Source organism: Streptomyces sp. NPDC042002 (genome assembly GCF_055588305.1).
This window is the reverse complement of record NZ_JBVJCT010000023.1, coordinates 43,840-64,417: the sequence shown is the minus strand read 5'-3', so window position 1 is coordinate 64,417 and position 20,578 is coordinate 43,840. Positions and strand designations below refer to the sequence as shown.

Below are 20,578 nucleotides of genomic sequence, written 5' to 3'. Positions count from 1 at the left end.
CCCGCGGGCACCAGCGCCGATCCCCGTGATCTCGTACATCCTCCGTCGGACGGCAGCGGCAGTGATCCTGCTCCTGGTCGTCTCCGCGGTCACCTTCGCCATCTTCTTCCTGCTGCCCAGACTGGTCGGCCAGACCGCCGACCAGCTCGCGCAGCAGTACATCGGGAAGAGCCCGACGAAGGCCGACATCCTCGCGGTCAAGCACAACCTCGGTCTGGACCAGCCCGTCTACGTCCAGTACTGGCACTTCATCAAGGGGATCGTCAGCGGCGCGACCTATGACCTGGGTCCCACCACGGCGCACTGCGACGCACCGTGCTTCGGGTACTCCTTCAAGACCCACCAGGCCGTCTGGCCGGAGCTCACCTCCCGCCTTCCGGTGACCCTTTCGCTCGCCGTGGGTGCCGCGGTGCTGTGGCTGGTGTCCGGTGTGGCCGTCGGCGTGATCTCCGCGCTCAAGCCGCGCTCGTTCTTCGACCGCACCTTCATGGGCGTCGCGCTCGCCGGTGTCTCGCTGCCCATGTTCTTCACGGGCAACCTGGCGCTGCTGCTCTTCACCTACAAGTGGCCGATCTTCGGCCGCACTTACGTCCCGTTCACCGAGAATCCCATCCAGTGGGCCAACACCCTCTTCCCCGCCTGGTGTTCTCTCGCGCTCCTGTACTCCGCCATCTACGCGCGGCTCACCCGCTCGGGCATGCTGGAGACGATGAACGAGGACTTCATCCGCACGGCCCGCGCCAAGGGCCTGCGCGAGAGCAAGGTCGTGGTCCGGCACGGACTGCGCGCCGCCCTCACCCCGATCATCACCGTCTTCGGCATGGACCTCGGTCTGCTGCTCGGCGGTGCCGTGATCACCGAGAGCGTGTTCTCTCTGCACGGTATCGGCGCTTACGCGGTGGACGGCATCACCGACAACGACCTGCCGCAGATCCTCGGCGTGACCCTTCTCGCCGCCTTCTTCGTCGTCATCGCAAATCTTCTGGTGGACATGTTGTACGCGGCCGCCGACCCGCGGGTGAGGCTCTCATGACCGAACTTTCCAAGACCGGCGCCGCGGTCGGCGAGCCCGTCTCCTCGCCCTCGAACGCTCCGCGGTCCTTCCTCGAAGTGCGCGACCTCAAGGTGCACTTCCCGACCGACGACGGTCTGGTCAAGTCCGTCGACGGGCTCACCTTCTCGGTGGAGAAGGGCAAGACCCTCTGCATCGTGGGCGAGTCGGGCTCCGGCAAGTCCGTCACCTCGCTGGCGGTCATGGGCCTGCACCGGCTCGGAGCGCGCGGCAAGAACGTCCGGATGTCGGGCGAGATCTGGCTCGACGGCAAGGAACTGGTCGGCGCCCACCCGGACGAGGTGCGCAAGCTCCGCGGCCGTGAGATGGCGATGATCTTCCAGGACCCGCTGTCCGCGATGCACCCGTACTACACGATCGGCAACCAGATCGTGGAGGCGTACCGCACGCACCACAAGGTCGACAAGAAGACCGCCCGCAAGCGGGCGATCGAGATGCTCGACCGCGTCGGCATCCCCGAGCCGGCCAAGCGCGCCGACAGCTACCCGCACGAGTTCTCGGGCGGCATGCGGCAGCGCGCGATGATCGCGATGGCGCTCGTCAACAACCCCGAGCTGCTCATCGCGGACGAGCCGACGACCGCCCTCGACGTCACCGTCCAGGCGCAGATCCTCGACCTCATCCGCGACCTGCAGAAGGAGTTCGGCTCCGCGGTCGTCCTCATCACCCACGACCTGGGTGTGGTGGCCGAGATCGCCGACGAGGTGCTGGTGATGTACGGCGGCCGGTGCGTCGAGCGCGGTTCCGTCGAGCGGGTCTTCGAGCAGCCGCAGCACCCCTACACCTGGGGTCTGCTCGGCTCGATGCCGCGCATCGACCGTGAGACGTCCGACCGGCTCATCCCGGTCAAGGGCCAGCCGCCGAGCCTCATCAACGTCCCCTCGGGCTGCGCCTTCCACCCGCGCTGCCCGTACGCGGACCTGCCCAAGGGCGATGTCACCCGCACCGTGCGTCCCGAACTGCAGCTGGTCGGCACCAGCCACTACACGGCCTGCCACCTCTCGCAGGAGGACCGCACGCGGATCTGGACCGAAGAGATTGCGCCGAAGCTGTGAGTGAGACGAACAAGACGGACGGCGGAGGCGCGGTGATCCCGCAGCAGGCTGCGGCTCCCGAGCACCGCGCGAAGTCCTCGGAGAACCGCGAGGTCCTGCTCCGGGTCCAGGGGCTGCAGAAGCACTTCCCCATCCGGAAGGGCGTTCTCCAGCGTCAGGTCGGCGCGGTCAAGGCGGTCGACGGCATCGACTTCGAGGTCCGCAAGGGCGAGACGCTCGGCGTCGTCGGCGAGTCCGGCTGCGGCAAGTCGACCATGGGCCGGGTCATCACCCGTCTCCAGGACCCGACCGGCGGCAGCATCGAGTTCGAGGGCCAGGACATCACCCGGCTCAGCGCCTCGAAGATGCGTCCGCTGCGCCGCGACATCCAGATGATCTTCCAGGACCCCTACGGGTCGCTGAACCCCCGTCACACCATCGGCTCGATCGTCTCGGCGCCGTTCCGGCTCCAGGGCGTGGAGCCCCAGGGCGGTGTGAAGAAGGAGGTCCAGCGGCTCCTGGAGCTGGTGGGTCTGAGCCCCGAGCACTACAACCGCTACCCGCACGAGTTCTCCGGCGGTCAGCGCCAGCGCATCGGCATCGCCCGCGCGCTCGCCCTGAAGCCGAAGCTGGTCGTGGCGGACGAGCCGGTCTCGGCGCTCGACGTGTCGATCCAGGCGCAGGTCGTGAACCTGATGGACGACCTGCAGTCCGAGCTCGGTCTGACGTACGTGATCATCGCCCACGACCTCTCCGTCGTGCGCCATGTCTCGGACCGCATCGCGGTGATGTACCTCGGCAAGATCGTCGAGCTCGCCGACCGCTCCTCGCTGTACGAGGCGCCGATGCACCCGTACACCAAGGCCCTGATGTCGGCCGTACCGGTGCCGGACCCCAAGCGCCGGGGCACCAAGAGCGAGCGCATCCTGCTCAAGGGTGACGTTCCCTCGCCGATCGCCCCGCCGAGCGGCTGCCGCTTCCACACCCGGTGCTGGAAGGCCACGCAGGTCTGCAAGACGACCGAGCCGCCGCTCATCGAGCTGAAGCCCGGCCAGCAGGTCGCCTGCCACCACCCGGAGAACGCCGCGGACCAGGCGCCGCAGGACGTCGTCCTGCTGTCGGCGGCGCGCGAAGCGGTGGAGCTTGTCTCCGGCGTGGACTCCGCCGAGGTGTCGGGCAAGGCTCCGGCCGAGGTCGCCGCCACCGCCGAGGAGGCCGGCTCCGCGTCGGACTCCGAGGTCGCGGAAGCCGATCGTCAGGAGTCAACCGGCAAGTAGGCCGTGACGACTTGGCAAAGTCATGAACATGCTCGAACGGGAGAGTGCAGAGTCCTGCGTGTCCGTCTGATCAGAAATGATCGGAACACGTACGAAAGGGACGCTGATGGCACTCTCCCGTTCGGCACGTTCAGGGGCTCTCGCGACCGCGATGGCCTCCTTATTCCTCATCGCCGCCTCCTCCGCCCCCACCCCGGGCGCCGACGGCATAGGTGACGCCTACTTCCCCCAACTGGGCAACGGCGGCTTCGACGCCCGCCACTACGCCCTCGACGTGGCGTACAACCCGGACACCGACCGCCTCGACGGCCGTACGACCCTCACCGCCCGCGCCACCCAGAACCTCTCCGCGTTCGACCTGGACCTCCAGAAGCTGGACGTCACGAGGATCGAGGTGAACGGCAGAGCGGCGCACTTCACGCGGGAGGGCGACGAGATCCACATCACCCCGCGCGGCCCGCTGGCCAAGGGCCGGACGTTCACGGTGACCGTGACCTACGGCGGGATCCCCGAGGCCCTCAACGGTCCGATCGTGTTCGGCTCCGACTACGGGTGGATGAAGACCGCCGACGGCGTCTTCGTCGCCTGCGAGCCCAACGCCGCCTCCACCTGGTTCCCCTCCAGCGACCACCCGTCCGACAAGGCGACCTACGACATCCGCATCACGGCGCCCAAGGGCCTGACGGGGGTCTCCAACGGACGCCTGATATCGACCCGCGACAAGGGCGCCGAGACGGTCACCCACTGGCGCGAGAGCCGGCCCATGGCCACCTACCTCGCGACGGCGACCATCGGGAAGTTCGACGTGCGGACCGGGAAGACCCCGGCCGGGACACCGATCTACGTCGCCATCGACCCGGTGCTCGCCAACAGCAACAGCGTCGACGTGTACGCCGTCACCGCGGAGGCGACCGACTACTGGTCGCAGGTCTTCGGCCCGTACCCGTTCGAGGAGACCGGCGCGATCGTCGACGACATGCCCGAGGCGGGCTTCTCGCTGGAGGTGCAGTCGAAGCCCGCGTACTCGGCCGTGCGCTCGGAGACCACGATCGTGCACGAGCTGGCCCACCAGTGGTTCGGCGACTCCGTCTCGGTGGCCCACTGGAAGGACGTCTGGCTGAACGAGGGCTTCGCGACCTACGCCCAGTGGCTGTGGGCCGAGCACAAGGGCATCCGCTCCGCGCACGACTCGTTCGTCGCCGGGTACGGCCAGCGGCCGGCCGACTCCTCCTTCTGGCAGACCGAGGTCGCCGATCCGCAGCGGGACACGATGTTCGCCTCGGCGGTCTACCAGCGGGGCGCCATGACGCTCCAGATGCTGCGCGAGCGCATCGGCGACACCGCCTTCTTCAAGCTGCTGCCCGCGTGGACGAAGCTGCACCGGTACGGCAACGCCAGTACCGCCGACTTCATCGCCCTCGCCGAGCGGATCTCCGGCCGGCAGCTCGACGACCTCTTCCAGACCTGGCTGTTCACCACAGGGAAACCTGCCGTCTGAGCCTTCCTTTGTAAGGTGCACTCCCCGCGACGGGTGAGAATGTGGGGGTGCTTCAGCAAATCTTCAGCCCCTCCGTCCAGCACACGCTCGACCTGATCGGCATTTTCGTCTTCGCGATCTCCGGTGCTCTGCTGGCCGTCCGCAAGAACTTCGACGTCTTCGGTATCGCCGTCCTCGCGGAGATCACCGCGCTGGGCGGAGGGCTGCTGCGTGATGTGATCATCGGTGCGGTACCTCCGGCGGCCTTCACCGACCTGGGGTACTTCACCACACCGCTCGTCGCCGCCCTGCTCGTGTTCTTCCTGCACCCTCAGGTGGAGCGCATCCAGGTCGGCGTGAACGTCTTCGACGCGGCCGGGCTCGGACTGTTCTGTGTCACCGGCACCGTGAAGGCGTACGACTACGGGCTCGGCCTGACGGCCTCCGCCGCCCTCGGCCTCGCGACGGCCGTGGGCGGCGGTGTGCTGCGGGACGTCCTCGCCAACGAGGTCCCCTCCCTGCTGCGCTGGGACCGTGACCTCTACGCGGTCCCGGCGATCGTCGGCGCCACGATGGTGGTGCTCTGCATCCGGTACGACGCGCTCACCCCGTTCACCAGCGGCCTCGCCATCGTCACGGCCTTCGTGCTGCGCCTTTTCGCGATGCGGTTCCACTGGCGAGCTCCGCGCGCGTGGAACCGCCGTTCGACGGTGCGTGAGGAAGGGACGTCCTGACCCGGTCGGCGCCGACCGCGCCGCCGGCGCCCCGGGGGCTGCCCGTGCCACCGGTTCCGGGAGTGCGGCCGGAGCCGGGCGTGCCCGCCGCGCCTCCCGCCCCGGTGTCGAACTGCTCGGTGAGCCAGCGGAACACCTCGGGGAGCTGCGGCCGCCACAGGCCCATGTCGTGGCCGCCCGCGCTGCGCGGCAGCAGCACCACGTCGACGCTCGTCGGCGGCTTCGCGACCGCCTGGATCGCCGCGCCCGCCTGGTAGCCGTCACCGGACTCGCCGGAGAAGTAGAGGGCGACACGGGGGTGGATCCGGTCGGCGCGCAGCAGCAGGTAGGGATTGTTCCGGCGGCGCAGTTCCAGGCTCCGTCCGGCGAGCGAACCGCGTTCGCCCTTGGGGTCGTTGTAGCCGGACATGCTCACCGCGGCGCGGTAGCGGTCGGGGTGGGCGACGGCCAGCTTGGTGGCGCAGTGCGCCCCGGCCGAGTAGCCGGCCGTGGCCCAGCCGTTCGGGGCGGACTCGGCGCGGAAGTTGTCCATGACCATCCTCGGCACGTCGATGCTGAGCCAGCTCTCCGCGTTCACGGTGCCCGGGATGTTCGCGCAGCCGGTGTCCGCGCGGGCCAGCAGGTTGGTGCGCGGCGCGACCAGGATGAACGGGGCGACCCGCCCGTCGAGCATCATCGGCAGCAGTTGCTGGTGCACCCTGAGCGATCCGAACCACGCCTTCGCGGAGCCCGGATAGCCCGGCAGCAGTTCCACGACGGGGAACCTCCGGTGCCGGTAGGCGGGTTTGTCGTACTGCGGCGGCAGCCAGACGTAGACCTCCGCGTTCACCCCCGACACCCGTCCCTTCAGGTCGGTGACGCGCACGCCGCCGGCCTGCCGCATGCGCGGCCCGTCGGCCGGCCGGAAGGTCTGCCGCATCCTGGGCAGGCTCTTCAGCGAGATCCCTCCGGTGCCGTCCACGCCGAGGTCGGCGGCCTGCTGGACATGGTTGCCGGTGCCGAGGAGGTCGGCCCAGTTGTCGTACAGGTTGTTGGCGTTGTTCACGAGGACGAACACCAGGCTGATCGCCGTCCCCTGGGCGAACAGCAGCATCAGGAGCCTGGCCGCGCCGCGCACCGGCGCCGGTCCGGGCATCCGGGACCACAGGGCCAGGGGCAGCAGGAGGGCGACGGCGCACAGCGCGAACGAGGTCAGGAGGAAAGGTGTCCCGGTGAGGCTCATGTCCCTTCAGAGGAGAACGCGGTCCGATTGGTCACGGGTGATTGCGGACACTTGACAAGAAAATGCCGAATCCTCACCTGAATGGTGGGACGGCGTGGGGTTCATACGCCCGAGACAGTGAAAGCTACCGCTTAGTAATTTCCTGTTGTACCGTTCACGTATGCCAGAAGCAGCTTCGGTACAGGCCGTACGGGCCATGATCGGCGACAGTGAGTTCGACCGGGACACCGCCGTCACCCCGCGCGAGGCCGGCGTCTACGACGTCGACCTCTCCGCCGGGTGGACGATCATCAACGCCGTCAACGGCGGCTATCTGCTGGCCGTCCTCGGCCGCGCGCTCGCCGACGCCCTCCCGCACTCCGACCCGTTCACGGTCTCCGCGCACTATCTGACCGCGTCCCAGCCGGGCCCCGCGGTCATCCGCACGGACGTCGTACGCACCGGCCGGACGCTGTCGACCGGACAGGCGTCCCTCTTCCAGTACGACGCCGAGGGCCACGAGACCGAGCGGATCCGCGTGCTCGCCTCGTACGGCGATCTCGACGCGCTGCCCGACGACGTCCGGACGACCGCGCGGCCGCCCGAGATCCCGCCCATGGACCAGTGCTTCGGCCCGCAGGACGCGCCCGCCCCCATCCCCGGCAGCTCGGCGATCACCGACCGGCTGTTCCTCAAGCTCGACCCCGCGACCCTGGGCTGGGCGCTCGGCGCGCCGTCCGGGAAGGGCGAGATGCGGGCGTGGTTCGGGCTCGCCGACGGCCGTGACGCGGACCCGCTCTCGCTGCTCCTCGCGGTGGACGCGCTGCCGCCGACGGCTTTCGAGATCGGCCTGTCCGGCTGGGTGCCGACCGTCGAGCTGACCGTGCACGTACGGTCCCGCCCGGCGCCCGGCCCGCTGCGGGTCTCGATCACCACCCGCAACCTCGCCGGGGGCTTCCTGGAGGAGGACGCGGAGGTCTGGGACAGCGCGGACCGCCTGGTCGCCCAGTCCCGGCAACTCGCCCGCGCCCGACTGCGCTGATCGCCGCAGGCTCCCTGGGCCCGCCCCGGGCGACAGCCCGCGCCCTGTTCCGGACCACGGCGCCACCGGCCGTCTGAGCCGCCCCGGGCGTTCCGGCCTCGGCTGAGCACCCCGGGCGTTCCGGCCTCGGCTGAGCCGCCCCGGGCGTTCCGGCCTCGGCTGAGCCGCCCCGGGCGTTCCCGCCTTGGCTGTGCCGGTCGGCGTTCCCGCCTCGGCTTTGGCGGCCCGCGTTCCGGCCCCTGACCGGGGCTGCCCCCTCGGCGGCGCGCGGGGCCCGTGTCCCCGAGCGCGGTCTCGGGGGCACCCTCCGTCGGTGTCACCGTCCCGTCCCCGGTGACGACGTCTCGGGCCGTCAGGCGGTCACCAGCGGCCGGCGGCCCGTCCAGGCCGCCAGCCGCTCGTAGGCGTCGGCGTCCGCGGGGACCGGCACCACCGGGCCGAAGGGCAGCTCGGGGTCCTCGCGCCCCTCGTCGGGCAGCACGCGCCCGGCGATGGCGAGCGCGAACTCGGCCAGTTCCGGATCGAGTTCGAGCGGCCGGCCGAGCGCCTCGGAGAGGTCCCAGGTGTGCGTGACGGCCTCCATGACGTACCCGGCGAGGGCGACGCGCCCGGGGGCCTCGCCCCAGGGCACCCGCACCAGCGCGTCCAGCCGGGCGTCGTCCGACCATCCCGCGCGGACCTCCGCCCGTACCTCGCCGTACGCGGCGCTCCAGCCGTCGTCCGGCACACCGTCGGCGAACGGCCGCACCGCGAGCCCGTCACCGCCCGCCCCGATCACGGCGATCCGCCGGGTGCCGCCGACCATGTGCGACAGCAGCAGACGTACGTCGAACCCGCCGCACGGTGTGGCACCGTCCAGCTGCTCCGGCCGGACGGCCGCGATCAGCGAGGCGATCTGCCCGGCGGCGCGGGTGTACAGGGGGCGGGGGTCCATGGCGTTCATGACTACCTCTTCCGTGGGTCGGTGTGCCCTCACTGTCACCGCATAACCTGACAGTTTCCGTCAGCATTTGCGGACGGCCCGCGGCGGGCGCGATCCTGGGCGCGTGAAGTCCGACCGCCTGCTCTCGATCCTGCTGCTGCTCCAGACCCGCGGCCGCGTCCCGGCGCGCGAACTCGCCGACCGGCTGGAGGTGTCGGTGCGCACCGTCTACCGGGACATCGAGGCGCTGTCGGCCTCGGGCGTCCCGGTCTACGCCGAACGCGGGCGGCACGGCGGCATCGAACTGCTCGCCGGATTCCGTACGGACGTCACGGGACTGACCGCGGACGAGTCCCGCTCGCTGTTCATCCTGGCCGCGCAGGGAGCGCACGCCGCCCTCGGTCTCGACGCGGCGCTCGGCTCGGCGCTGCGCAAGGTGATGGCCGCGCTGCCCGCACCCTTCCGGCCGGCCGCCGAGGTCACCAGCCGGCGGATCCTGGTCGACGCCACACGCTGGAAGGGCGGGCCCCAACGGGCCGTCGATCTGGACGTGTTGCAGGACGCCGTCTTCACCGACCGCCGGCTGCGGCTGCGCTACCGGCACGGCGGGGACGCCGAACCGCGTACCTACACCGTCGACCCGTACGGGCTCGTCTCCAAGGCCGGTGTCTGGTACCTGGTCGCCGACCGGCGCGGCAGCCCACGGCTGTTCCGCGCCGACCGCGTCCGCGCGGCCACCCTCCTTCCGGACCCGGTGCGGCGCCGTCCGGGCGTCGAACTCGCCGACGCCTGGGAGGTGCTGCGTCGCCAGGTCGAGGAGAGGCCGGGGGGTCTCGATGTCACGGTTCGGGTACGGCGCTCCCGCCTCGACATGTTCGTACGCCTTCACGCCGCCTCCCTCGCCGAACTGCCCGAGGACGACGGCGCCGGCGAGTGGGCGACCGCGCGCCTCACCCTCGGCTCGGTGCGGGAGACCCGCACGCTGCTGGCCTTCGGAGACGCCCTGGAGGTCCTCGCGCCGGCCGAGGCGCGGGCGGAACTGGCCGCGACGGCCGCCGCCATCAGCGCGGTGTACGAAGGGGGTTGAGCCCCGTTGCCGGGGCCGCGCCGCACAGCAAGGCACAGCTGCGGCACAGCGCGGCCCTACGTGGATCTGGTGCTCTGGCTCCCGCTCGTCCGGCTTTCGTCAACCGGCCCACGTGACTTGACTGGGAGTTACCCCATGAACCGTCGTGCACGACTCGTTCCCTTCGTCGCCCTCCTCGCGCTCTCGCCCCTGCTGGCGGCCTGCGGCTCCGGCGACTCGTCGTCCTCGAACAGCAAGACCTCCGGCGGGCAGAACTGCGCGCGCCCCTCCGGGATGCCTGGCGGCGCCTCCGGACGCCCCAGCGGCGCCCCCTCGGGCATGCCCTCGCGGTCCGGCGCACCTTCGGGCATGCCCACCGGGAAGGCCCCCTCCGGCAACCCCTCGGGCATGCCGGGCGGCGCTCCCGGCGGCGGTACGGGCGGCGGCCAGGGCGGCTGTGGAGGCGGCCCCGGCGGCGGGCAGGGTCAGGGGCAGGGCCAGGGGCAGTCGGCCGCCGCTCAGGGCTGACGGACCGGAAGGCCCGCCTTCCCACGGTGTACGACGTACGGCGGTGCCGCGCGCGGGGTGCTGCGCGCGGCTGTCCGCCGGCCTGCCGGGGCCGTCAGCCGAGCCAGTGGTGGCGGCCGATGCTGATCAGCCGCAACTGACGGCTCGCCACCCGGGCCACCCGCTCGCGCTCCGCCTCGGAGCCGTCCAGCGCCTCCAGGAACGCCGAGGCCGCCATCAGCATGTGGTCGACATACAGGCCCGCGAGCATTAGCAGATCGTCGTCGCTCCACCCCGCCGACTCGGGGTGCTCGGCCAGCGCGTCCTTGACCTCCTCGGCGAACCGGGCCAGTTGCTCGCGGATCGCGTCCCGCACCGGCTGGACCCCGCCGTGCCGCTCGCGCGCGATGAAGCGGACGTGCGCCGGGTGCGTACCGACATGGTGGGCGATCAGTTCCACGGCACGGGCGATGCGTTCGTCGGTGTCACCCGCCGCGGACACCGTGTGCTCGATCATCGGGTGCAGGCTGCCGAGCGCCTCCTCGACCAGCGCCACGCCGAGATCCGCCGTCGAGCGGAAGTGCCGGTAGAAGGCGGTCGGGGCGACTCCGACGGCGCGGGTGACCTCGCGCAGCCCCAGGCTGCTCAGGCTCTGGTCCTCAAGAAGCCCCAACGCCGCCTCCAGCAGCGCCTGTCGGGTCTTCTGCTTCTGCGCCTGGCGGATGCCGAGAGTGTGACTCATACCATGCAGTTAACAACTGTTCTCTGGAATTTTAAAGCCGTGGGGCGCGCTAGACTCAAGAGTCAGTGAACAAGTGTTACTACAACCGTTTACTGAGTCGTCAAGTCCCGGAAACATCGGGGCCTCACCGTTGAGGTCCCGGACGGTCCGGGACAGGACTCCGAGACTTCTTCGAGAGGCATCTCATGCTGTTCCTCGTCGCCGCACTCCTGCTGCTCGGCGTCGTCATGGGCTCCGTGGCGCACGCGCCGCTGCCCGTGACCCTCGTCGCCGCGGCCGTCATCGGCGTCTGGCTGGTCGTCTTCGCGCTGCGTGAGCGCGGCGCCCGCCGACGCCACCCCTCCGCCAACTGACCGTTGGTCCCGCACCATTGCCGACCGGCCGTTGGTCCCACACCTGCACCGACTGACCGTTGGGAGCTGACCCGCATCATGGAACTCACCACGCGCACCACCGGCACGAACCGCATCGCCGGTACCACCGCCGCTACCCGTAAGCCCGCCGCTACCGGCAAGCCCGGCGCGACCCCCGCGTCCGGCGCCGATCGCACCGCCGAGGCCGCCCGCACCGCCGGCACGACCGAGGCCGCCCGTGCCCCGCGCCGGACCGCCGTCCAGGACGCGGACGGCATGGCCGTGGCCTCCTTCATCCTCGGCCTCGTCGGGCTCCTGGTGCTGAACGTCTTCCTGGGCCCCATCGCCATCGTCCTCGCCTCCGTCGCCCTCTGGCGCGGCACGGCCCGCCGGGGCCGCGCCTTCCTCGGTCTCGGCCTGGGAATCGCCGACCTGGTCGTCCTGGTCGCCTTCATGCAGTTCGACAACACGGTGTCCTGGAGCTTCTGAGGCGGCCGCGACGGCCGGGGCTCCACCGCGGCCCGCGGCCCGCGGCGGCGCCGGGCGCGCCGCGCGAGAGCCCGGGCGCGATGCCGCTGAGTGCGTCACGTGAGCGCGTCACGACCCCGTGCGTGAGCAGGGGCGGGCAGTCACACCGGTGGGGGCCGAGGCGAGAAGAGAGCGGGCCCGTAGAATCGAGCCCACCATGGCTTACCTCGACCACGCCGCGACCACCCCCATGCTTCCCGAGGCAGTAGAGGCCCTGACCGAGCGTCTGAGCGTCACGGGCAACGCCTCCTCCCTCCACGCCGCCGGCCGCCGTGCCCGCAGGACGGTCGAGGAGGCCCGCGAAACCCTGGCGGACGCCCTCGGCGCCCGCCCCAGCGAGGTGGTCTTCACCTCCGGCGGCACCGAGGCCGACAACCTCGCGGTGAAGGGCCTGTACTGGTCCCGCAGAGACGCCGATCCGGCCCGTACCCGCGTTCTCGCGAGCCCGGTCGAGCACCACGCCGTCCTCGACGCGGTCCACTGGCTCGGCGAGCACGAGGGCGCCACGGTCGAGTACCTGCCCGTCGACGCGTACGGCCGCGTCCACCCCGACGCCCTGCGCGAGGCCATCGTCCGCAACCCCGGCGATGTCGCCCTCGCCACGGTCATGTGGGCCAACAACGAGATCGGCACCGTCATGCCGGTCCGTGAACTGGCGGATGTCGCGGCCGAGTTCGGGATCCCGCTGCACGCCGACGCCGTCCAGGCCTTCGGCCAGATCCCCGTCGACTTCGCCGCCTCGGGCCTCGCCGCGATGACGGTGTCCGGCCACAAGATCGGCGGTCCCTACGGGATCGGCGCGCTGCTTCTCGGTCGCGAGTACACCCCCGTACCCGTGCTGCACGGCGGCGGTCAGGAGCGTCATGTCCGCTCCGGCACGCTCGACGTGCCCGCCGTCGCCTCCTTCGCGGTCGCCGGACGGCTGGCCGCCGAGCGGCGCGAGTGGTTCGCCCGCGAGATCGGCGCCCTGCGCGACGACCTGGCCGGCGCGGTCGTCAAGGCCGTGCCCGACGCGATCCTCGGCGGCGACCCGGCCCCCGGCGGCCGGCTGCCCGCCAACGCGCACTTCACCTTCCCGGGCTGCGAGGGCGACTCACTGCTCCTGCTGCTCGACGCGCAGGGCATCGAGTGCTCCACCGGCTCGGCGTGCACGGCGGGCGTGGCCCAGCCGAGCCATGTCCTCCTCGCCACCGGCACCGACCCGGACCTCGCCCGCGGCACCCTGCGCTTCTCGCTCGGCCACACCTCCACGGAGGCGGACGTCGCGGCGGTGACGCGGGCGATCGGCCCGGCGGTGGAGCGGGCCCGCATGGCCGGCCTCACCTGACACCGCCGCGCCGCCCTCTCGCCGTAGCGGTGGGGGTCCGGCCCTGTCTAGCTCTCCGTCACCATGAGGCCGGCCATCATGCCCTCGTCCTCGTGCTGGAGCAGATGGCAATGGAGCATGTACATATAGCTGTCGTCCGTGAAGTCGGTGAACTTCATCGCGATCTTGATCGTGCCGCCGCCGACCACCTCGAACGTGTCGTACCAGCCCAGCTGGACGCCCGTCGGATCCGCCCCGTTGACGGAGATGAGCTGGAACGGCACATCGTGCAGATGGAACGAGTGTTCGAGCTGCGTGCCGTTCTTGACGGTCCAGACCTCCTCGGCGCCCAGAGTGGTGCTGATCATCGCCATCGAGGACATGCTCGTCCCCGCGGAGCCGTTGATCGTCATCGAGGTGCCGCTCTGGCCGAGCGTGATCGTCCGGGCGGTGAAGCCGGTGGTGTCGTACCGGGTGATCGTGTTGAGGGCCGGCAGGTCCTCCGGGGTGTCCGAGGTGTCCGGGGTGACGGTCAGGAACGCGTAGGTGCCGCTGCCGCCGCGTACCCAGCCCGTCGTCACCACGGCCTCCAGGGTGACCGCGTCGCTGAGCTCCATCACGAACTCGGCGCGCGCGCCCGCCACGAGCCGGATCGACTTCACCTCGGTGGCCTCGGTCAGATACCCCTGGTCGGTGGCTATCTGGGTGAGCGTCCCGCCGTCGCCGCGCTGGACGGTGATGATGTCCGACGGTGAGGCGTTGAGCAGCCGGAAGCGGGTGCGCTTCTTGGTGGCGGTGAAGGCGAGCGTGGTGGCGTCGACGTTCGTGCCGTTGCACAGAAGGGGGAAGCTCAGGCCGTTGGCGAGGTAGCCGGTCAGGTTGTACTTGATCTCTCCGGCGCTGTCTGCGGCCAGACACTGGAGGATGATCGGGATGTCGTCGGTGCCGTAGGTGCTGGGCAGGGCCGCGGACGCGGCGGAGTCGTCCTCGACGATGATCATGCCCGCCAGCCCGTGGGTGGCCTGCTCGGCCGTGGTGCCCAGGGCGTGCGGGTGGTACCAGAGCGTCTTGGCCTCGTCCTTGACCGTGAAGGTGGGGGACCAGGTCTTCCCGGCGGCGAAGGCGTTCTGCGGGCCGCCGTCCATGCTCGGCGGAACGTGCGCGCCGTGGAAGTGGACCGTGGTGTCCTCGGTGAGGCTGTTGGTGATGTCCAGCAGGACGGTGTCGCCGGAGGTCCACTTCATCGTGGGGCCGAGGAACGACTGGTTGTAGCCCGCGGTCGTGCTGGTCACGCCGCTGAGCACCTCGCTGGTGCCCGTCTTCGCCTCCAGGGTGTACGTCGTGGTGCCGCCCGAGGTGGTCCCCTCCAGGAGGTCGGGGATGGTCAGCGTGGTGCCCGCCGCGTGCGCCTTGTTCTGGGTCGCGTTCGTCAGCACGGCGATGGCGGTGCCGCCGGCGGTCGCCGCCGCGAGGCCGGCCCCCGCCATCCGGCCGAGGAACGTGCGGCGGTGCATGCCCTTGGTCCTGGACCGGCCCTTGTCGTTGCCCGCGCCGGAAGCGGGCTGCGTGGAGTGCGTCATGGCCGTGGACTCTCGACCCGAGGGCTGTGCGACGGATGAGGCCGACTTAGGAGTACGCCTTCTGCGCTGTGAAAACCGGTGACTTAAATTCAGGATCAACTCCCCTGAGGGAAGGGGGAGTTGGTGTCTCGCTGGTCAGGGCGGCGGCGCGGGACGCAACGGACACGCGCCTCCCGGACGTGCCTCACAGCATCACGTTTCGGTGCCCTGAGCCCTCGGTGTCGCCGCCTGTGACCCCGCTCCGAATTCGCTCTCCCCCACCTACGCGCCGGTTGTGCGCGCCCGCCGTACGAGCCGTATGTAGCGGTTCCAGTCCCAGTACCGTCCGGGATCCGTGTGGTCCGTGCCCGGGACCTCGGCGTGCCCGATGATGTGCTCGCGGTCCACGGGGATGCCGTACCGCCCGCATATCCCGGCCGTCAGCCGTGCCGAGGCCTCGTACATCGCGTCCGTGAACGACGAGGCGCGATCGACGAAACCCTCGTGCTCGATGCCGACACTGCGTTCGTTGTACGCGCGGTTGCCCGCGTGGAACGCCACGTCCAGCTCGCGGATCATCTGGGTGACATGACCGTCCTGGCGGACGATGTAGTGCGCGGCCGCTCCGTGCCCCGGGTCCTGGAAGGCCCTCACCGCGCTCGCGAAGCCGCCCTGCGTGACATGGACGACCACCCGGTCTATCGGGTAGTCGTCGGGACGGTCGGCCCGCCGCCAGTTCGCCGCCGAGGCAGCCACCCACCGCGCGCCCCGGAAGTCCACCGCCCCCGCGACCCGCGCCTTCTCCACACCCGGCATCCGCCACCACAGGTGCGACAGCTTCTCGCGCGCGATCCCCGCCGCGCTCACGGCGGCCAGCGCGCCGCCGATGAGCAGCACCCGGCGCCCGACCGGCTGGTCCGCGTCCTTGGCTCCCGCCCCGGCACCACGGCTCCGCGGCTTCCCCGGCTTCCCCTTTTTCGCCCCCATGCGATCTTCAACGGATACTCGCGGGCTCCGGTTCCCGCGGCCCCGTACCCTGGAGGGGTTATGACTGACACCTCGCAGCGCCCCCTCCGCGTCCTCGCCGCCATGTCGGGCGGCGTGGACTCCGCCGTAGCCGCCGCCCGTGCCGCCGAGGCCGGGCACGACGTGACGGGCGTACACCTCGCCCTCTCGGCGAACCCGCAATCGTTCCGGACCGGCGCGCGCGGCTGCTGCACCATCGAGGACTCGCGCGACGCCCGCCGGGCCGCCGACGTCATCGGCATCCCCTTCTACGTCTGGGACCTCGCCGAGCGCTTCCGCGAGGACGTGGTCGAGGACTTCATCGCCGAGTACGAGGCCGGCCGCACCCCGAACCCGTGCCTGCGCTGCAACGAGAAGATCAAGTTCGCCGCCCTGCTCGACAAGGCGCTCGCGCTCGGTTTCGACGCGGTCGCCACCGGGCACTACGCGCAGGTGATCGTCCGCGAGGACGGCACGCGCGAGCTGCACCGCGCCTCCGACATGGCCAAGGACCAGTCGTACGTCCTCGGTGTCCTCGACGACCGCCAGCTCGCCCACGCGCTGTTCCCGCTCGGCGACACGGTCACCACGAAGGACGAGATCCGCGCCGAGGCCGAGCGCCGCGGTCTGGCCGTCGCCAAGAAGCCGGACTCGCACGACATCTGCTTCATCGCCGACGGCGACACCCAGGGCTTCCTCGCGGACCGGCTCGGCAAGGCCGAGGGCGACATCGTGGACGAGTCCGGCGCCAGGCTCGGCACCCACGAAGGCGCGTTCGGCTTCACGATCGGTCAGCGCAAGGGGCTGCGCATCGGCACCCCGGCCGCCGACGGCAAGCCGCGCTACGTCCTCGACATCTCGCCGGTGAACAACACGGTGACGGTCGGCCCGGCCGCCTCCCTGGACGTGTCCGCGCTGACCGCCGTCAAGCCCCGCTGGTGCGGCGCGGCCCCGACGGGCCCCGGCACCTACACCGCCCAGCTCCGCGCCCACGGCGGCGAGACCGAGGTGAGCGCCGAACTGGTCGACGGCTCCCTGGAGGTCCGCTTCACCGAGCCCGTCCGCGGCGTGGCACCCGGCCAGGCGATCGTGCTGTACGAGGGCACCCGCGTGGTGGGGTCGGCGACGATCGCGACGACCACGCGCGCGACGGCGGACGTCTAGGACCACCGATCTAGGCGCTCGTCCCGAAGAACTCCGCCAGCACCGGCGCGAGCACCTGCGCATCCACCATGTGGGTCTGCCCCTCCAGCGTGCGGTACGACCCGTTCGGCGCGGCCTCCGCGACGGTCCGCGCCGCCTCGCGCATCCAGGCCGGGCTCGCGTCGCCCGCGATCGACAGCAACGGCAGGGACAGGGCGGCCAGCCGCTCGCGGGGCACCCCGCTGTCGCCCATCGCGGCGTTGTCGTACGCCAGGGTCGGCGCGATGGCCTCCATGCCCGGCCAGGCGTGGGACATGCGCACTCCGGCGATCATCTCCGGCGGTGTGCCGACCAGGGACAGGAACAGTTCGACCGCGTCCCCGCGCCGGTCCTGGCCGAGCAGCTCCGTCAGCCGCTCGGTGTATTCGGCGCGCTGCTTGCCGGCCGCCTCGTCGACGGCGAACGGCGTCTCGTAGACGGCGACTTCGCGCACGGGCAGCCCCCTCGCCGCCGCCTCCAGGGCCAGCGCGCCGCCCGACGAGATGCCGTAGAGCGCCGCGCCGCCCCCGGAGGCGTCGATCAGCGCCGCGATGTCCTCGACCTCCCGGGCCACCGCGAAGGGCGCGGTGTCGCCGCTGTCGCCGCGCCCCCGCCGGTCGTACGTGATGGCACCGAAGCGGTCCGAGAGGGCCTCGGCCAGGGGTGCCAGCGTGGCACCCGTGCACATGGCGCCGCCGACCAGGACGACCGTCGGGCCGTCACCGTGGCGTTCGTAAGCGATGGGGGTCCCGTCGCGCGAGATCGTCTTCTTGTCCATGCTGGTAGAGACTGCCCCGCGACCGGGAACTCATCGCGTCACCACGCCCGCGTGCGCCCGGAACTCAGGACACCTCCGCCTCGTAGAAGCAGAGGTGGTCCTTGATCCCGGAGACATCGGGCTTGGGGTCGGGATAGGCCCATACGAGATCGGCCGCGTCGGGGCGCGACCAGTAGGACGCGGTGCCCTTGAAGGGGCAGTACGTGTGGGTGTCGGAGGGCGTCAGCAGGTCCAGGCGGACGTCCTCGGGCGGGAGGTAGTAGCGCGGCGGACAGCCGGTCTCGCGCAGCACCAGGGGGCGGTCGCTCTCCGCCAGGACCTGGTCGCCGTGCACGACGCGGACGTGCTGTGCGCTCTGTTCGATGGTGATCGTGTGTCCTTCGGCCATACCGGGAAAGCGCTCGCGAGCCCCGAATCGTTCCCGCGTACGGTGAAGGAATGAACATCTGCGTCTTCCTCTCCGCCGCCGACCTCGACGACCGCTACACGCGGCCCGCGCGGGAGTTCGCCGAACTCCTCGGCAAGGGCGGCCACACCCTGGTGTGGGGCGGCTCCGACGTCGGCCTGATGAAGGTGGTCGCCGACGGGGTGCAGCAGGCCGGCGGGCGGCTGGTGGGCGTCTCCGTGGACTTCCTGGCCGCCAAGGCCCGCGCGGGCGCCGACGAGATGGTCATCGCCCGTGATCTGGCCGAGCGCAAGGCACTGCTCCTTGCGAAGGCCGACGCGGTGGTCGTCATGGTCGGCGGCACGGGGACCCTCGACGAGGCGACCGAGATCCTGGAGCTGAAGAAGCACGGGAAGACCGCGAAGCCGGTGGTCGTGCTCAACACGGCCGGCTTCTACGACGGCCTCAAGGAGCAGTTCCGCCGGATGGATACCGAGGGCTTCCTGCCGCGCCCGCTCACCGACCTGGTGTTCTTCGCCGAGGAGCCGGTGGGGGCGCTGGCCTACCTGGAGGAGAGTTCCGGCACCCTGTGAGGCGTCGGCGCCCGTCGAGCGCCGGCGTCCGGTGACGTGTCGGCACCTGGTCCGAGGCCGGTCCCCGGTGATGCGAGCATGGCGTCCATGGCTACACATGTGATCACCGGGGCCGGTTCCGGCATCGGCGCGGCCGTCGCCCGCCGTCTTCACGCGCGCGGGGACGAACTCGTGCTCCACGCGCGCGACGCCGGCCGCGCGAAGGAACTGGCCGCCGCGTTCCCCGGCGCGAAGACCCTGGTCGGCGATCTGGCGGACCCCGACAAGCTGTCCTGGGCGTTCTCGCATCAGACCCTCCCCGGCAACGTCGACTCCCTGCTGCACATCGCGGGCGTGGTCGACCTCGGTCCGGTCGGCGAACTCACCCCCAAGTCCTGGCGCCATCAGCTCAACGTCAACCTGATCGCCCCCGCCGAGCTGACCCGCCACTTCCTGCCCCAGCTCCGCCTCGCCCAGGGGCACGTGATCTTCGTGAACTCCGGCGCCGGACTGAACGCCCACGCCGACTGGTCCGCCTACGCCGCCTCCAAGCACGGACTGAAGGCCCTCGCCGACTCCCTGCGCCACGAGGAGCACGCGGCCGGGGTCCGGGTGACCTCCGTCTACCCCGGCCGTACCGCGAGCCCCATGCAGGCCAAGGTGCATCAGCAGGAGGGCAAGGAGTACGACGCGGCGAAGTGGATCGACCCCGAGTCGGTGGCGACGACGATCCTGATGGCGCTCGACCTGCCCCGGGACGCCGAGGTCAACGACCTGACGGTACGGCCGGGCGGCTGAACTCCCGCTGGGATTACGTACGCTTCCGGGGTGAGCGAAAACAGCGAGTTCAGGTTCGGTCCCGCCACCGGGGTCGGGTCCATGCCGGGCGGTGACGCGCGGGAGGCCGCGAAGACCGTCATCGGTTCCCTCGACGACTTCCCGTTCCTCGCCGAACTGCCCGCACGGGGGCCCGGGGCGGACATGATCGGCCGGACCGCCGGGATGCTCGTCGAGCTGTACGCGCGCGTGGAGCCCAGCGGCTGGCGGTTCGGGGACCGGCCGGGCCGGGACACCAAGCGGGCCAGGTCCTGGCTGGGGGAGGACCTCGACGCGCTGGAGGAGTTCACCCAGGGATACGAGGGCCCGCTGAAGGTGCAGGCCGTCGGTCCCTGGACCCTGGCCGCCGCGCTGGAACTGAGGAACGGCGAGTCCGCCCTCTCCGACCCGGGCGCCTGCCGCGACCTCGCGGGATCGCTCGCCGAGGGACTGCGCGTCCACCTCGAAGAGGTACGGCGGCGGATCCCCGGAGCCCAGATCGTTCTCCAGCTCGACGAGCCCTCCCTCGTCGCCGTGCTCCGCGGCCAGGTGCCGACCGCCAGCGGTTACCGCACCAACCGCGCCGTGGACCGCCAGGTCGCCGAGGCCACGCTCCGGGACGTCGTCGGCGTGAACGGGGGCGGTCCCGTCGTGGTCCACTCCTGCGCGCCCGACGTCCCCTTCGCCCTGTTGCGCCGGGCGGGCGTTTCGGCGATCTCGTTCGACTTCTCGCTCCTCACCGAGCGTGACGACGACGCGATCGGGGAAGCGGTCGAAGGCGGTACCCGGCTCTTCGCCGGTGTCATCCCCGGCGCGGACGTCCCGTTGTCGGACCCTGCCGGTAGCGTCATGGGTGTCAGGACGCTGTGGCGCAGGCTGGGACTGCGGCCGGGTCTTCTCGCGGAGGCGGTCACGCTCACTCCGTCGTGCGGACTCGCGGGGGCCTCCCCCGACTTCGCGCGCAAGGCGCTGGCCCACTGCGTCCGGGCGGCGAGATCCCTCGCGGACAACCCAGAGTAA

General features: G+C 71.2%; 22 protein-coding genes. 15 read left to right on the top strand and 7 right to left on the bottom strand.

Annotated features, from left to right (window positions below; genetic code table 11):
* Window positions 1–25 precede the first annotated feature (25 nt).
* From ACZ6KY_RS27970 to ACZ6KY_RS27950, 5 genes are all read left to right on the top strand, one after another.
* The gene (locus ACZ6KY_RS27970) at window positions 26–1,033 is read left to right on the top strand and encodes an ABC transporter permease (RefSeq protein ID WP_469313029.1); all 1,008 of its coding nucleotides are present in this window, start codon (window positions 26–28) and stop codon (window positions 1,031–1,033) included.
* On the top strand, window positions 1,030–2,127 hold the full coding sequence (locus ACZ6KY_RS27965; RefSeq protein WP_469313028.1) for an ABC transporter ATP-binding protein: 1,098 nt from the start codon (window positions 1,030–1,032) through the stop codon (window positions 2,125–2,127). Before ACZ6KY_RS27970 ends, ACZ6KY_RS27965 begins: the two co-directional genes overlap by 4 nt.
* Complete coding sequence (locus ACZ6KY_RS27960; RefSeq protein ID WP_469313027.1) at window positions 2,124–3,383, top strand: ABC transporter ATP-binding protein; 1,260 nt, start codon at window positions 2,124–2,126, stop codon at window positions 3,381–3,383. Before ACZ6KY_RS27965 ends, ACZ6KY_RS27960 begins: the two co-directional genes overlap by 4 nt.
* A 106-nt stretch (window positions 3,384–3,489) precedes the next feature.
* Window positions 3,490–4,881 (top strand): M1 family metallopeptidase, encoded by a 1,392-nt coding sequence (locus ACZ6KY_RS27955; protein WP_469313026.1) that lies wholly within the window; start codon window positions 3,490–3,492, stop codon window positions 4,879–4,881.
* Between the two features lie 47 nt (window positions 4,882–4,928).
* The gene (locus ACZ6KY_RS27950; RefSeq protein WP_469313025.1) at window positions 4,929–5,594 is read left to right on the top strand and encodes a trimeric intracellular cation channel family protein; all 666 of its coding nucleotides are present in this window, start codon (window positions 4,929–4,931) and stop codon (window positions 5,592–5,594) included.
* On the opposite strand, the gene ACZ6KY_RS27945 is transcribed toward ACZ6KY_RS27950, so the two are convergent.
* Window positions 5,494–6,816 (bottom strand): alpha/beta hydrolase, encoded by a 1,323-nt coding sequence (locus ACZ6KY_RS27945; RefSeq protein WP_469313024.1) that lies wholly within the window; start codon window positions 6,814–6,816, stop codon window positions 5,494–5,496. The genes ACZ6KY_RS27950 and ACZ6KY_RS27945 overlap by 101 nt on opposite strands.
* Window positions 6,817–6,976: 160 nt before the next feature.
* Between ACZ6KY_RS27945 and ACZ6KY_RS27940 the strand changes: the two genes are divergently transcribed.
* The gene (locus ACZ6KY_RS27940) at window positions 6,977–7,837 is read left to right on the top strand and encodes a thioesterase family protein (protein WP_469313023.1); all 861 of its coding nucleotides are present in this window, start codon (window positions 6,977–6,979) and stop codon (window positions 7,835–7,837) included.
* A 352-nt stretch (window positions 7,838–8,189) separates the two neighbouring features.
* On the opposite strand, the gene ACZ6KY_RS27935 is transcribed toward ACZ6KY_RS27940, so the two are convergent.
* Window positions 8,190–8,780 (bottom strand): TIGR03086 family metal-binding protein, encoded by a 591-nt coding sequence (locus ACZ6KY_RS27935; protein WP_469313022.1) that lies wholly within the window; start codon window positions 8,778–8,780, stop codon window positions 8,190–8,192.
* A 103-nt stretch (window positions 8,781–8,883) separates the two neighbouring features.
* Between ACZ6KY_RS27935 and ACZ6KY_RS27930 the strand changes: the two genes are divergently transcribed.
* Both ACZ6KY_RS27930 and ACZ6KY_RS27925 read left to right on the top strand, forming a co-directional pair.
* Window positions 8,884–9,846 (top strand): helix-turn-helix transcriptional regulator, encoded by a 963-nt coding sequence (locus tag ACZ6KY_RS27930; RefSeq protein ID WP_469313021.1) that lies wholly within the window; start codon window positions 8,884–8,886, stop codon window positions 9,844–9,846.
* Window positions 9,847–9,981: 135 nt separating this feature from the next.
* Window positions 9,982–10,353, top strand: a complete 372-nt coding sequence (locus ACZ6KY_RS27925) for a hypothetical protein (protein ID WP_469313020.1) — start codon at window positions 9,982–9,984, stop codon at window positions 10,351–10,353.
* A gap of 94 nt (window positions 10,354–10,447) precedes the next feature.
* Here the strand turns inward: ACZ6KY_RS27925 and ACZ6KY_RS27920 are convergent, their stop codons facing one another.
* A complete protein-coding gene (locus ACZ6KY_RS27920) occupies window positions 10,448–11,074 on the bottom strand; it encodes a TetR family transcriptional regulator (RefSeq protein WP_469313019.1) in 627 nt (208 codons plus the stop codon).
* A 185-nt stretch (window positions 11,075–11,259) separates the two neighbouring features.
* Between ACZ6KY_RS27920 and ACZ6KY_RS27915 the strand changes: the two genes are divergently transcribed.
* From ACZ6KY_RS27915 to ACZ6KY_RS27905, 3 genes are all read left to right on the top strand, one after another.
* Entirely contained in the window at window positions 11,260–11,427 is a 168-nt protein-coding gene (locus tag ACZ6KY_RS27915; protein ID WP_469313018.1) for a hypothetical protein, read from the top strand.
* Window positions 11,428–11,703: 276 nt separating this feature from the next.
* Window positions 11,704–11,916, top strand: coding sequence for a DUF4190 domain-containing protein (locus tag ACZ6KY_RS27910; protein WP_469313082.1), 213 nt, complete (start codon window positions 11,704–11,706; stop codon window positions 11,914–11,916).
* 196 nt (window positions 11,917–12,112) lie between these two features.
* On the top strand, window positions 12,113–13,282 hold the full coding sequence (locus tag ACZ6KY_RS27905; protein ID WP_469313017.1) for a cysteine desulfurase family protein: 1,170 nt from the start codon (window positions 12,113–12,115) through the stop codon (window positions 13,280–13,282).
* A gap of 47 nt (window positions 13,283–13,329) precedes the next feature.
* On the opposite strand, the gene ACZ6KY_RS27900 is transcribed toward ACZ6KY_RS27905, so the two are convergent.
* Together ACZ6KY_RS27900 and ACZ6KY_RS27895 are read right to left on the bottom strand one after the other, a co-directional pair.
* The gene (locus ACZ6KY_RS27900; RefSeq protein WP_469313016.1) at window positions 13,330–14,841 is read right to left on the bottom strand and encodes a multicopper oxidase family protein; all 1,512 of its coding nucleotides are present in this window, start codon (window positions 14,839–14,841) and stop codon (window positions 13,330–13,332) included.
* A 261-nt stretch (window positions 14,842–15,102) separates the two neighbouring features.
* The gene (locus ACZ6KY_RS27895; protein ID WP_469313015.1) at window positions 15,103–15,807 is read right to left on the bottom strand and encodes an N-acetylmuramoyl-L-alanine amidase; all 705 of its coding nucleotides are present in this window, start codon (window positions 15,805–15,807) and stop codon (window positions 15,103–15,105) included.
* 60 nt (window positions 15,808–15,867) lie between these two features.
* Between ACZ6KY_RS27895 and mnmA the strand changes: the two genes are divergently transcribed.
* Window positions 15,868–16,989, top strand: a complete 1,122-nt coding sequence (mnmA, locus tag ACZ6KY_RS27890) for a tRNA 2-thiouridine(34) synthase MnmA (RefSeq protein ID WP_469313014.1) — start codon at window positions 15,868–15,870, stop codon at window positions 16,987–16,989.
* Window positions 16,990–16,999: 10 nt separating this feature from the next.
* Here the strand turns inward: mnmA and ACZ6KY_RS27885 are convergent, their stop codons facing one another.
* Window positions 17,000–17,785, bottom strand: a complete 786-nt coding sequence (locus ACZ6KY_RS27885; protein ID WP_469313013.1) for an alpha/beta fold hydrolase — start codon at window positions 17,783–17,785, stop codon at window positions 17,000–17,002.
* 64 nt (window positions 17,786–17,849) lie between these two features.
* Complete coding sequence (locus tag ACZ6KY_RS27880) at window positions 17,850–18,173, bottom strand: DUF427 domain-containing protein (RefSeq protein ID WP_469313012.1); 324 nt, start codon at window positions 18,171–18,173, stop codon at window positions 17,850–17,852.
* Between the two features lie 50 nt (window positions 18,174–18,223).
* Here ACZ6KY_RS27880 and ACZ6KY_RS27875 point away from each other — a divergent pair, with 50 nt between their 5' ends.
* The 3 genes from ACZ6KY_RS27875 to ACZ6KY_RS27865 all read left to right on the top strand — a co-directional run bounded on the left by ACZ6KY_RS27875 (window position 18,224) and on the right by ACZ6KY_RS27865 (window position 20,578).
* Window positions 18,224–18,763 (top strand): LOG family protein, encoded by a 540-nt coding sequence (locus tag ACZ6KY_RS27875; protein WP_469313011.1) that lies wholly within the window; start codon window positions 18,224–18,226, stop codon window positions 18,761–18,763.
* 78 nt (window positions 18,764–18,841) lie between these two features.
* Window positions 18,842–19,540, top strand: coding sequence for an SDR family oxidoreductase (locus tag ACZ6KY_RS27870; protein WP_469313010.1), 699 nt, complete (start codon window positions 18,842–18,844; stop codon window positions 19,538–19,540).
* A gap of 30 nt (window positions 19,541–19,570) precedes the next feature.
* Window positions 19,571–20,578 (top strand): methionine synthase, encoded by a 1,008-nt coding sequence (locus tag ACZ6KY_RS27865; RefSeq protein ID WP_469313009.1) that lies wholly within the window; start codon window positions 19,571–19,573, stop codon window positions 20,576–20,578.